The sequence below is a fragment of the Bacillus cereus group sp. BfR-BA-01441 genome (assembly GCF_022663075.1).
Taxonomy (GTDB): domain Bacteria; phylum Bacillota; class Bacilli; order Bacillales; family Bacillaceae_G; genus Bacillus_A; species Bacillus_A cereus.
This window is the reverse complement of sequence record NZ_JAKUEU010000044.1, coordinates 1-12,265: the sequence shown is the minus strand read 5'-3', so window position 1 is coordinate 12,265 and position 12,265 is coordinate 1. Positions and strand designations below refer to the sequence as shown.

The window sequence follows — 12,265 nt, the reverse complement described above, 5'->3', positions numbered from 1 at the left end:
TTGTTTTTGTTTTATTTCATTAAAATACGGTGCGTGAAATTTCCGAATATTAACTTCACCAAAACTTGATTGCATAGCACTCTAAACTCTTTTCTTATTTACTATAAAAAGTTCCCCTCTGGATTTCCAAAGGGGAACTTTTTATAAGAAAATTATGCGATATGGTTATATTTTGCTAAGAAAGGAATTCGTCTCGCTACTAATGCATACATTTTGAATACGAATTTCGCTATTGGTTCAAACATACGTGTACTTTGCATTACTAAACCGCTCGTAACAAGTGTTATGAAAGCTGCACCAAGTATATCTAAAGGATAATGAACACCTACATACATACGTGATATACCGACTAACACTGCCCATAAGAGCGCGATATATTTCAGTTTTTCTCCTCTAAGAATAAATACGAAGGCAATTGAAAATACAAGTACAGAATGATCACTAACGAATGATGAATCTGCTGCATGTGGTACTAATTGGTGTACATCATGTGATACGAACGGACGCGGATGGTAATATACGGCGTGTATAAGAACATTTACTACTAATGCAATAATAACCGAAAGCGTCGTATATAAAACTGTATATTGTTTTCTAATTGCATTCTCTTTCTTTCCATTATTAAACCATAAGATAAGCATAAATAAAATGGCTACGTATGCAGCGCTATTTGTAATTGCAACCATTATTGTATCTAATAGTTTGGATGAATCAGCAAAATTATTAAACCACTGAAATACTGTGTAATTCATAATACTCTCTCCCTACTTACAAGTGTTCTTGATTTACACAGTATACAATACCATTATGAAAATGGGCTTAAACTTTTTTCATCTAATTCTCATTTTACTATTACTCATTTGACAATTATAAAACAAATTTTATACGCTATTTATGTATAAAGCCGGTAAACCTTTATAATAAGGCGGTTCGTATTTTTTTCATGTTTGGAATACATAACATGTTCATTTAAATATACTAATTGCAAAATCATATTTTTTAATTCATTTGAAGTACAATATTTCCGAATTGTTCTCCATGTTCCATACGGCTTAGGGCTCGAATTGCTTCTTCTAACGAGTAAACTTTATCAATAATTGGTTTAATTTGATGTTTTTCTATAAATTTTATCATCTCATTAAATTCCTCACGGCTACCCATGGATGTTCCCATAATATCAATTTGATTGTAAAATAGCGCGCGTAATGGTAATTCAATTTTATCTCCTGAGCTTGCACCAAAATTCACGATTCTTCCGTTTGGTTTTAATACATCAAAATATTTCAAAAAAGTTGCTGGACCTATACTATCTATTATTAAATCTACTTTTTCACCTTGTAAGCTCTCTTCCCAATTTCCGGCACTATGAAAAGAAATATCTGCACCATATTTTACAGCAAGTTCCATTTTATTCTCTACCCTTGAAGTAACACTCACTTTTGCGCCAATTGCTTTCGCGAATAACATGGCAAATGTAGCAACACCACTGCCTATTCCCGGAATTAAAACGTGTTCGCCGCGCTTCAATCTACCTTTAGTAAAAAGCGCTCTATATGCAGTTAATGCGGATAAAGATAAAACACCTGATTCTTCCCAAGTAAGATATGACGGCTTTTCTACAACATTTTCAACTGGTACAATTACATATTCAGCAAACGTTCCATCTTTCGGCCCACCTAGCACTTCCGGTAACTCCGGTACTTCAGTAGCATGTTCCCATCCAATACTAGGATTAATAATAACTTCTGTATGTAATATGTTATCAGAAACACCGTTTCCAATTTCCGTAACAATACCTGCACCATCTGATCCTAAGATTAAAGGTAATTGCATTTCTTTTCTATTATTCATAATAAATAAATCCCGATGATTTAAGCCTGCTGATTTTAATTTCACTTTAACTTCCCCATCATTAAGTGCTCTCTCAGGTGATATTTTATATTCTACACCGTCAAACCCAGTTTTATATTGATGTACGATAGCTTTCATTATTATTCCCCCTTAATAATTTTAATGTACTAGAAATTTCGAAATAAACAAAATGATTTGATCGTAAAAAAAGAAGGAATGCAAAACGCACCCCTTCTTTGAAGGCTTATTTTATTATACATGGTAATGTAATCGTAACGATTGTTTCTTCATTTTCTTTACTCTCTATTTTAATAGCTCCTTTATATTTTTCTACAAGTCGTTTTGCAATAGACAAACCTAGTCCGTTTCCACCTTGTTTTCGACTTCTCGCTTTGTCAACTCGGTAAAACCGATTAAGAACAAATGGTAAATCGGTTTCAGGTATTCCCGTTCCATGATCTATTACACGAATTGTAACTTTCCCTGATTGTAAACTGGATTCTATGCAAATATATTTATTAACCTCTTTTGTATACTTAACTGCATTATCCATTATGATAATAATAATTTGTTCTAAGTAAGATGATGGCATTGAAACATAAGCCTCGTCATCCCCGAATCTCATATCAAATTGAAAATCACTTTGAATTACTATAAAGTTTTGTGTAACATGTTTTAATACGCTATTTACATGGACTGGCTCAGCTGCTATTGGATACATTTGTTCAGATTCAGCTCTTGATAGTTCAAGCAATTCTGAAACTAATTTATTTAAACGATCTACTTCCTTTAAACTAGATTGAAGAGATTTATCTAATACTGCTGGATCATTTTTCCCCCATCGGTTTAACATCGCTAAGTGACCATGAATAATTGTTAACGGTGTTCTTAGTTCATGAGATGCGTCTTCGACAAACTGTTTCTGTTGTGCAAAAGAAGTTTCTACTTCATCCATCATCTCGTTAAAGAGAAATGATAATTTTGCAAGCTCATCATTATTTTCTCGTACTGGAACCCGTTCATTTAGTCCATTCTTTTTAATACGTTTCATCGTATCTGTTATATTTTGAACACTTGATAATAGTTTCTTCGTTATAAGAATCCCACCTAAAAAACTAAATATCAATCCAAATATTCCAGCAATAAGCATTACCACTAAAATAACTTTTAATAAATAATCAAATGTCTCTAGGTTTTTCGTAAGTTCAATAGTGCCAGTAAACTCTTTCGTTTTAATTGGTATGCGCTTAACTAATATTCGATCTTCTAAATGCCTTTTTATAAATGACTCATCTTTTATAACCTGTTTCGGCTTTATCCACGTTTCATTAAAATCTCGTGAAACAGTAATAATCGGCCCCCCATCCATGTCAATAATACGAATCATTTGATGCTTATCAATCATATTGTTTAGAAAATCTTTACTGTTTTCAAATGTTTTACTCGAAAGGGTATCATTTTTATCTTGGAAATATGCCGCTATTTCCGTCACTTGCCTATTTATTTGTTTCTGTTCATAATCTATAGTCCACTTATTGATTACAATAAACTGCAAAGCACTATATAAGATGAACAAAATAAATACTAGTGTAGTGGACCAAAGTGTTAGTTTCCACTTTATAGGTAGATTTCGAATTCGAAACATAATATTTTTTATCATTTCATTATATATCCCGCACCACGGACTGTTTGGATATACTCCTCCTTATCTACACTATGTAACTTGTTTCGCAAATAACGAACATATACATCAACGATATTTGTCTCAACAATTGCATCATATCCCCATACTTGGTCCAGTAAAACATCACGAGTAAGTACGCGATTAATATTTTTCATAAACATAAGCAATAACTCGAATTCTTTATTTGTAAGTTCAATTTCTTCATTTCCTTTAGTTATAGTTCGAGATTCAATCTGAAGCTGCAAATCTTTGAATGTAAGAAATGAAACCTGCTTGTTTTCAATATGTTCTTCTCTTCTAAATATCACTCTCATACGTGCTAACAGTTCTTCAATTGCAAATGGTTTCGGAAGATAATCATCCGCTCCACTATCTAAACCTGTCACACGGTCCATAATACTATCACGAGCAGTCAGCATAATAATAGGTGTATTTTTAGTCGCTCTTAGTCGACGACATACCTCTAGTCCATTTAATCCAGGCAGCATTAAATCAAGCAAAATGAGATCGTAATTCTTTTCAAGTGCTGCGCTTAATCCTTTTCTTCCATCTAGTTGTATATCTACTTTATACCCTTCATATTTTAGTTCTAATTCTAGAAAATCTGCTAAACTTTCCTCATCCTCAATAATTAAAATGTGTTGCAACAGTAGTTCCTCCTAGACGATTAAATGAATAAATAATCCTATTCCAAAAATAATTACAATGATTTGATGCACTTTTTTATACATCACAAATTTTTCTTTATTATTTATTCGCTGTAAATAAAACCCAACAATCCCTAGTACAATTATAGCTAATAGAGAAAATATACCACTGTATATGAGTAAAATATGACGACTCCCTTTTATTAAAAAATAAAAACCGTGAGTAATCGTAACAGCTATTACAGCGTAACCAATTAATACATGAAACTTTTTGGCGAATAGATATATTTCTTTAACTTTTTTAAATCCTTGTATATTTTTATTCTTTAAAAACAACCATATATGCCGTAAAAACCATAGTGAAGCAGCGATAATCGCCCCATATTCACCAAAAGAGCCTAATTTTTTATTTAATCCTTTTACATTCAGTGCATTGCCGTACATAACATTAATAAATAGCAATTCTACACTACAAATAATAATAGTAATGCCTATAATTTTAACACACACATGCAAATATTTATTTCTTAATATCTTCTCCATTTTATTTAATCCCCTTACTAATAAAGGCTTTGTAACAAGCAGTCTATCAAATAAAAAAGAAAAGAACATGAGAAAAAGATTAAAATAAAATGAGAATATCAATTACTATTGATTTTTTTTAGCTAACTTTATTATATTTTGAATAAACGGCGCTTTCGCCTTTGTATATGAGACACGATCAAAAGCATATGTAATAGCAAGCATTTCTTTTAATTCTCTATATTCTTTACGTGCCCATTCATGGCTTATTAGAAAGTCACGAAATAAAATATTGTTTCTCCATTCGTCACTATTATAAATATAAACATGCAAATGATGAGTACCCGCTCTCCATTTTCCCTTTCTAAAAAAACGCCAATTCGTAGCTTCTTTTGGAACAAACTCATATCCAATTTCCGATAGAATTTCAATCCAGTTTTCAGTAATTTGCAAGTCTGTTACGCCAATCATCATATCAATAAGAGGTTTAGCTCCTAATCCTTCTACTGCTGTGCTCCCTATATGTTCAACAGCAATTATTTCTTGTCCTAACAAGGAACAAAATTTCTCTTTTTCTTTTATATACTCTTCACCCCAGTCTTTTTGATATGCTTTAATAACAATTTGTTGATCCATTGTATTCACCTCTTTATAAGTATTTATCATTATATTTATAAAATTTTATATTATTAGCATAGGATTTCCATAAAATATGTCGAATAGTGGAATGTACAACTTAATTATATTAAATGTGAGGTAATCTATGAAAGATAATTCAGTCGAAATTCAGTTAAATAACGTAACATTCCAATTAAAAGAATATCATAATTTTGATTGGCTTATTAAATTAGGGACCGTATTTGCAGTTTTTGACCAGCAAGATTCAGGGAATATAAGTTTTGGTGTAGAAAAAGATGGGCATAAGAAATTTATCAAATACGCAGGAGCACAAACAATTGCATATGAAGGAACAACGGGTGATGCTATTAAAAGGCTAAAAAATTCAGTTACTATCTATGAAGATTTAAAGCATGAATCGCTCATAAGACTAATTAATCATTTTCCAGTCCAATCTGGATATGTATTAATTTTCGATTGGTTTGATGGTGAATGTCTTCATTCGCATTGGAGTTTCCCACCTCCTGAAAAATATAAAAATCCAAACTCACCATTTTATAAATTTAGGCATTTATCTGCTATAGAACGAATTCATTCCTTACATTCCATTTTTTCTTTCCATAGTTATGTAGAAAAGAAAAACTATGTAGCAATAGATTTTTATGACGGTAGTATTTTATATAATTTTAATACAAACGAAACAAAAATTTGTGATATAGATTTATACAGTAAAAAACCTTACATAAATAGAATGGGCCGGCTATGGGGTTCCTCCCGTTTTATGTCACCAGAGGAATTTGAACTAAACGCAATAATTGATGAAAGAACAAATGTATTTAATATGGGAGCAATGGCTTTCTCACTTTTAGGCGGCGAAAAAGATCGTTCTTTTCTAAAATGGGAAGCAAGTAAGGAATTATATGAGGTAGCGTATGGTGCTGTAAATAAAGATCGCGCGGAACGGTATGCATCAGTTACAGAATTCTACGAAGCGTGGTTAAAAGCAGCTAACGCAGTAAAGATATAACCCTAAATTATTAAAAGAAATATAGAGTTTATACTATTTTCATGTATATTAAAAATAGTTTTATGAGCGTTTCGTACTAGTGTGTTCTAGTTGATTATGGCTATTATTGAGGAAAACATATCAGTGATAATTTATGTCTATTTTGTATAAGTGTTAGCAAGTTCGTTTGCAAACTTGCTAACACTTTTTTGTTTAAATATTTCACACCCAAAAGGTGCATACATATGATGATCACCATATAAACCGACTTTCTTAGCACCTAATTGACATAATTCATCTATAAAAGCCTGTGTACCTGCTCGCATATCATCCATTGTTTTCACTTCTACATCAGCCACCCAAACTGTTGCACTCTTGTCACCACAGTTCCAGAAATCACGGGCTTCTACGCGTGCATCATTTTCAGAAACGACGGAATGCATAGTTACCAAAAGAAATCACATGCTGCTTCATAGCTTGTACATAACCTTTATACGATACCTCTACACCACTTGTATGTAAAACTGATATATCATTAATTAATAGATGATAATGCATTACATCTTTTATTTCTACATCTTTTTCACGCTCTTTTATGCTACCCGTAACACGTATAACATGTTTTGTAGTTTCCATACTTCCATCGCTTTTCTAATTAACGACCTGTCCACATATCTTGCACAATTCCATTTTTAAATAATTCATACGGGAAATAACAATATCCTTTATCTCCCCAGTCTTCTCCCCAGCTGTTGCGAATAATAACCGTTTGCTTATCATCATCATATCCAACAGCACAAACAGCATGTCCTGCTGGCTGACCATCTTCAACAATTACATCATCTGTTCCTGATACTGGAACTATACCAGTCTTTTTCACTTCTTCTGACATAAAAGATTTTGGTACAGCAAATCCAAGTACAGCAACTAATCCATGAGCAAGTGCAGCCTTTAATCCCGATAAATCTTGAATACGATGGTAGGTTCCAATTTTATAAAGTGCAGCATCTGATTCGGCCTTTGGTGATGGCTTATCTCTAAAATTCTCAGTATAAGGAAAATCCTCTTCAGGGCATACCCCAATATTTTTAAGAACCCCCATACCATCACGAACATTCGCTCCACTATCTTCCTGAATATGTCCTTCTATTTCTCGTTCATGATAATATAAAAACAAACGAGATAAGCAAGTAAATGGACGACCTGATTGTAATAATAGATATTCTCGTAACCCTGAAACAATTGCATTTGCCGTACAAGAACCTATATTCCATTGGTTTACTATACCTGACATTTTAGGACGAAGATCGACTTGCGTTGGCAAATCCGCCTCATTACTAAACAAGTAACTCCGAAACATTTTGTCTCTTAAATCAACAGGGTCTTTTCTTACATTAAGGTACTTTACAATATCTTTGTTACTGGTAAAACTGAAATTTGATTCATTTGAGCTCATTATAAAAATCCATCCTTTCTTAATATCTAGATAATTCATTTCTTCTCTATACTTAACTTAAAAATTAAAAATATACCTGTTTAATTTTCATTTCATTTTCATTCAATACATCCGTATGTTTAATTATTTATCTTTTTACTTATCAATTTCTATTTTCACTTTATCTCACAACTACTTGAACTCTATATCTTTTTTTCTTTCTTGTTTGATTCAATTGCTTTTGCCACTCACGTGATTAGTCTTGTAGTGCCCTCATATTTTCCTATCTCCCCCCTTCCAAAATAAAAAGGACACCAATTCATTAAAACAACTTGAATTGCTGCTTTAATGAATTGGTGTCCTCTAGTTTTCTAGCTGGAGTATATATATTTCATTATACTTGTCTGTTTAAAAAGATTCCTCCAAGCTTTATCTATTCTGTCTTTCTCATATTTTTGTATAACCTTTGTCCGACGAGCAATTGCTTTTTTTAGTTTCTTTTTCTTTAAATTATCCAATCCTCTCACTCCTTCTTACGAAACGTTTTTTCCATTTTTAGGCATTCCCATCAATTTAATACCTTCTTACATTCAAAAAGCCGCTCAGATGTGAATTGTACCTATATAATTTCAAAAGGATTATTTTATTAGGTTTTCAATCAAACTTCATTTCAAAATTCTCAGTTTCAGATGAACTACTAGACGCATACACCATATACTAATTTAAATGCTTCCTAGGAAAGAAGGTGAAAGCTATGCCATCTATTGTCGGAAATATGGTTGTGCAAAATAGTAACGGTTCTTTCAACTTAGGTGATTTTTATAACGTTTCCCCAAAAGAAAATACAAAAGCTTATAATGGTTCAGGTTCATCTAACGTTGCTTTTGTTCTCAATACATTTAACGGTGTTAGTGCAACAAACACATTTGATTCTGATGTTGCAGACCAAAACCAAGTTGGAACGGTCTAAACTTATTCATTCTCCTCTAACTCCTGAATAAAACCCAATATTCCGTTAATAATATATATACAGTTTCTGATTTCCCTTCATACCCGAAGGCTGAGCAGCTAGTTTTTACTAGCTGCTCTTTTTTAATTTCCTTATTTCTAAAAAATGAAATTTTTATTACATTTTTTAATTTAAATATCCTTCTCATCAATATTTAAAGAATATTACTTCTTCTTTAAGCATCTTTATGAAAAAATACATATACTATTTGAGTGCACATGTATTCAGCTTACAAATTAGGCCTTGTGGGCTGACACCTATTTAAAGGGCACATTTATATATGTGCTCTTTTACTTAAATTTGTTTTCACATTTAAACCGGACAAGCGTATATTATTGTATGGAAACCCTCCAGGAATAGAGGTCAACCTTTCAAAGATCATATTTATTAGTGTGCTCTTTTCATTTGCTACTAAATAACGATTTTGTTAAGTTATACCCCATCCATTTTTCACACGTCTTTCCGCTAAACACATTTGTCTAGAAAACCCTATATTATTAAAAATGGTTATCGACTCTCAACTTGAAATTTTTCACTTTTGATAATGCAACCACCTACAACGGAAATATACCTTTTTCAAAGGAGGCATCTAATGTATATATCAAATAGGATTGGCTTATTTAGTTGGATTGCAACTTGCCTATACTTTTTAATTGAACCTTTCTTTATTTTCACTTCTACAGCATCTTATAACTATTTGCATCATGCAATGAGTGATCTTGGTGTAACAACCTGTGGAGAATTCACCTACGAAATAGCCCCTTATGAAATATGCTCCCCTAATCATTTTTGGATGAATTTACTCTTTATTATTAATGGAATAACATTTTGCATTGGAGTACTATATATTTCACAACATCTAGAAAAAACTAGAATTAATAAAATAGCAACATTTTTTATACTTATTAATAGGAGTCTCCACTATAGTTTCAGGATTAATTCCTGCAAATGTAAACCTAATTGGACATTCTATCCTTGTTTGGATAGGTATGCTTACTGTATTTCCAGGACTATTTATTTTTGCTAAGAATCTTAAAAAAACTAGAAAATGGACGTATTTCTGTTTACTAAGCTTAATAGTAATATTAATCCTGATCTCACTTGTTTTTATTTTCCCCTTACCTGCCGGTCTACTACAAAAACTTTTTTACTTGGTTCTTTTCGTTTGGGGAACTGTATCAACCTACAAATTAATAAAATAAAAAATTTGTAGGTTAATACATATATGACTTTTGAAGACAATCGTAAATTAGGCATTTAACAAGGATGTATAGTAATAACAGATCAATCGCAATATCTTGTTGTTAAAAAGAATGAAAATTATTCTTTATTAAGCATCGCAACTGCGGAATGTATAAACTTTGAAGTTTCACTTGAACATCTTGAAGAAATGGTCCAAGCAGATTTAAAAGAAAAAATTCAAGATATCATTCCACCAGAGAATATTAAAATCGTAGCTCAAAGCAGAATATAAAATGTATTTTCTAAGAGCACTTTCGATGGTGCTCTTTTTCATGAACAGTTTCAAATAACTATTTTATTATGTTTTCTAACTTACAGTAATGTCATAAAAAAACATTCATATATATTTATCAGATGCACTTTTAAATCCCAGAGTATCAAATACTTTTAAGAGTTGACTGATCAATAATATTCGACTTATCTTTAAAAACTTATTAAAAATAACTTAGATACAAAAAAGCTACGTTTTATATAGGATAAAAAATTATCTTACGCAAAGGAGCTTGATTATTTGTGAATTACCAAAATGATAATAACTCTAACATTCACAAACCTTGCACTTGTCCATCCCCCACGGCTAACAGTTTAAATGTTGTTCAAACTACCCCATCAATAGTCTCGGTAAATTCTGCGATTCCACTAGATACCGTGGTAAATTCTAATGGTACGGCAATCTCATTCACACCACCAACAACTGTTTTACTTGAAGGTGGAAGAACCTATTTGGCAATCTATGAAGTGCAAGTTATCATTCAACCAGGAGGTAATTCGGCAGGTATCACTATGTATCTTAATAATAATCCAATCATTGGCTCTGGTACTTCTCTGGGATATACTGCAGGATTCACTTCTGTATCAGCACCCGCTATTTTCACTACACCTTTAGGTATAACAAGTACTCTTACTGTTAATGTAGGACCATATTCTAATACATTAAATACATTGGGCTTAACTCTTGCTGTTGTAGCATTAACATAATAAAATGTAAAACTCTCTAAAATGATTTTATTTATCCCTTAACTGTCTATTGGGCTAGCCTCTAAGAACTCCACATAACTACATATAGAAAAAGAACATTATTTGGTTCCATAGTACTAGGTGACTCGGCTAGCACAATTGCTGAGTCACCTATTTATCTATAATAAAATAAAGCTTTTGTTTAATTTATTACTTGTTCTTTTTTATGCATTATTCTATTACAATCCATTTTCATGTTATAATTACCAACAGTACATATTTTAATAGGCACAACAAATTCCTATTATTTCTAAATGGATTAACAAATAAAAATACGTGTAAAAGAATTCAGAGTTTTACTGAATTCTTTTTTATGGATCTTTCAAAATCTTTTACATCTTCCTTCATTCCTTCTTTTTAATAAACTTCAAATTTTATTACAATAACGCTTTTTTAAAATACAATCGCTTGCCTATAAACTTTGTAACCTTCATTTTCTTTCCTATGATTACAACATCCTCCTAACAACCAAGTATTGGTTATATATCCCATATGAACACCTCTATTTTATTGGCATATACTTTGAAGGAAAAAACATTTCACATTAAACATATACCTACAAACTCAGTTGCTAATAATTTACCGAAAATTACTTAATATTCAATTTTTAAAAGGAGGTATTTATGAGATATAATCGAAAATCAAATTCCCAAAATTCGTGTGATAAATTTCAGCAACCCTGCTTTATTTCTATATCCGCTTGTGATCAAAGTAATTGCTGTACACCTGTTTTTTTCTCGAATTCTCAACAACAAGAATTATTACAAATAATAAATCAATTAAATCAAGCCATCCTTTCTTTTTTCACAACACCAAATCCAACAACTATACAAATACTCCAATCAGCATTACAGGCATTAAATGATTTATTAATAACAGTACAACCAAATACACCAAATAGAAATTTAGTTATAAGAACTATAAATCAATTAATTAATTCTTTACCTACCGCATCTCTCACTCAAATCTCAGCATTATTCCAATTTCTATTCCAAAGCTTGTCTTCACTTATAAGTTGTTCAAATATATCGGACCCCTTATTACAGCAAACATTCAACTTAATTTTACAAGGAATCTTAAATAGTTCGCTATTAAGTAACATCGGAACACCGGGGCCGACTGGAGCCACTGGACCTAGAGGATTTCCTGGACCTAGAGGCGCTCAGGGTTCTCAAGGTGTGCCAGGAATTCAGGGGCCGGAAGGACCAGAAGGACCGGAAGGACCTCAAGGTGT

The 12,265-nt window shown here is 31.9% G+C and carries 13 protein-coding genes and 2 pseudogenes; 6 read left to right on the top strand and 9 right to left on the bottom strand.

Features of this window, described 5'->3' with window-relative positions; translation table 11 throughout:
* Window positions 1-152: 152 nt before the first annotated feature.
* From MR107_RS18235 to MR107_RS18210, 6 genes are all read right to left on the bottom strand, one after another.
* Window positions 153-752, bottom strand: a complete 600-nt coding sequence (locus MR107_RS18235) for an undecaprenyl-diphosphatase (protein WP_001110118.1) — start codon at window positions 750-752, stop codon at window positions 153-155.
* A 247-nt stretch (window positions 753-999) separates the two neighbouring features.
* The gene (locus tag MR107_RS18230; RefSeq protein WP_088363817.1) at window positions 1,000-1,989 is read right to left on the bottom strand and encodes a zinc-binding dehydrogenase; all 990 of its coding nucleotides are present in this window, start codon (window positions 1,987-1,989) and stop codon (window positions 1,000-1,002) included.
* Window positions 1,990-2,095: 106 nt separating this feature from the next.
* Complete coding sequence (locus MR107_RS18225) at window positions 2,096-3,511, bottom strand: HAMP domain-containing sensor histidine kinase (RefSeq protein ID WP_088363816.1); 1,416 nt, start codon at window positions 3,509-3,511, stop codon at window positions 2,096-2,098.
* Window positions 3,508-4,182: a response regulator transcription factor gene (locus tag MR107_RS18220; RefSeq protein WP_001163828.1), complete on the bottom strand. Its 675-nt coding sequence runs from the start codon at window positions 4,180-4,182 to the stop codon at window positions 3,508-3,510. The genes MR107_RS18225 and MR107_RS18220 overlap by 4 nt, the downstream gene beginning before the upstream one ends.
* 12 nt (window positions 4,183-4,194) lie before the next feature.
* Entirely contained in the window at window positions 4,195-4,725 is a 531-nt protein-coding gene (locus MR107_RS18215) for a hypothetical protein (protein WP_088363814.1), read from the bottom strand.
* Window positions 4,726-4,830: 105 nt separating this feature from the next.
* Entirely contained in the window at window positions 4,831-5,340 is a 510-nt protein-coding gene (locus MR107_RS18210) for a GrpB family protein (RefSeq protein WP_139849379.1), read from the bottom strand.
* Window positions 5,341-5,467: 127 nt separating this feature from the next.
* On the opposite strand from MR107_RS18210, the gene MR107_RS18205 reads away from it, so the two are divergent.
* Complete coding sequence (locus tag MR107_RS18205) at window positions 5,468-6,349, top strand: protein kinase family protein (protein ID WP_226368732.1); 882 nt, start codon at window positions 5,468-5,470, stop codon at window positions 6,347-6,349.
* 206 nt (window positions 6,350-6,555) lie between these two features.
* Here MR107_RS18205 and MR107_RS18200 read toward each other — a convergent pair.
* From MR107_RS18200 to MR107_RS18190, 3 genes and pseudogenes are all read right to left on the bottom strand, one after another.
* Window positions 6,556-6,835: pseudogene (locus MR107_RS18200) on the bottom strand (glycoside hydrolase family 25 domain-containing protein); the annotation flags it as partial.
* 148 nt (window positions 6,836-6,983) lie between these two features.
* Window positions 6,984-7,784: a C1 family peptidase gene (locus MR107_RS18195; RefSeq protein WP_000097509.1), complete on the bottom strand. Its 801-nt coding sequence runs from the start codon at window positions 7,782-7,784 to the stop codon at window positions 6,984-6,986.
* Between the two features lie 350 nt (window positions 7,785-8,134).
* On the bottom strand, window positions 8,135-8,281 hold the full coding sequence (locus tag MR107_RS18190) for a DUF3983 domain-containing protein (RefSeq protein WP_141241049.1): 147 nt from the start codon (window positions 8,279-8,281) through the stop codon (window positions 8,135-8,137).
* Window positions 8,282-8,517: 236 nt separating this feature from the next.
* Here MR107_RS18190 and MR107_RS18185 point away from each other — a divergent pair, with 236 nt between their 5' ends.
* The 5 genes and pseudogenes from MR107_RS18185 to MR107_RS18165 form a co-directional block, all read left to right on the top strand.
* Window positions 8,518-8,733, top strand: coding sequence for a spore germination protein (locus MR107_RS18185; protein ID WP_001139345.1), 216 nt, complete (start codon window positions 8,518-8,520; stop codon window positions 8,731-8,733).
* A gap of 631 nt (window positions 8,734-9,364) precedes the next feature.
* Window positions 9,365-9,974, top strand: a pseudogene (locus tag MR107_RS18180) (DUF998 domain-containing protein).
* 68 nt (window positions 9,975-10,042) lie between these two features.
* Entirely contained in the window at window positions 10,043-10,246 is a 204-nt protein-coding gene (locus MR107_RS18175; RefSeq protein WP_226368797.1) for a hypothetical protein, read from the top strand.
* A 281-nt stretch (window positions 10,247-10,527) separates the two neighbouring features.
* On the top strand, window positions 10,528-10,992 hold the full coding sequence (locus tag MR107_RS18170) for a hypothetical protein (RefSeq protein ID WP_001109248.1): 465 nt from the start codon (window positions 10,528-10,530) through the stop codon (window positions 10,990-10,992).
* A 662-nt stretch (window positions 10,993-11,654) separates the two neighbouring features.
* Window positions 11,655-12,265, top strand: a 611-nt coding sequence (locus MR107_RS18165) for a collagen-like repeat preface domain-containing protein (protein ID WP_242292578.1), incomplete at its 3' end; no start/stop codon positions are given.

What these genes read in the sequence shown, in the direction of transcription:
- MR107_RS18210 (WP_139849379.1), bottom strand. Translation starts at nt 5,340, where the DNA reads ATGGATCAACAAATTGTTATTAAAGCATATCAAAAAGACTGGGGTGAA.
- MR107_RS18225 (WP_088363816.1), bottom strand. Translation starts at nt 3,511, where the DNA reads ATGATAAAAAATATTATGTTTCGAATTCGAAATCTACCTATAAAGTGG.
- MR107_RS18185 (WP_001139345.1), top strand. Translation starts at nt 8,518, where the DNA reads ATGCCATCTATTGTCGGAAATATGGTTGTGCAAAATAGTAACGGTTCT.
- MR107_RS18205 (WP_226368732.1), top strand. Translation starts at nt 5,468, where the DNA reads ATGAAAGATAATTCAGTCGAAATTCAGTTAAATAACGTAACATTCCAA.
- MR107_RS18235 (WP_001110118.1), bottom strand. Translation starts at nt 752, where the DNA reads ATGAATTACACAGTATTTCAGTGGTTTAATAATTTTGCTGATTCATCC.
- MR107_RS18215 (WP_088363814.1), bottom strand. Translation starts at nt 4,725, where the DNA reads ATGGAGAAGATATTAAGAAATAAATATTTGCATGTGTGTGTTAAAATT.
- MR107_RS18195 (WP_000097509.1), bottom strand. Translation starts at nt 7,784, where the DNA reads ATGAGCTCAAATGAATCAAATTTCAGTTTTACCAGTAACAAAGATATT.
- MR107_RS18230 (WP_088363817.1), bottom strand. Translation starts at nt 1,989, where the DNA reads ATGAAAGCTATCGTACATCAATATAAAACTGGGTTTGACGGTGTAGAA.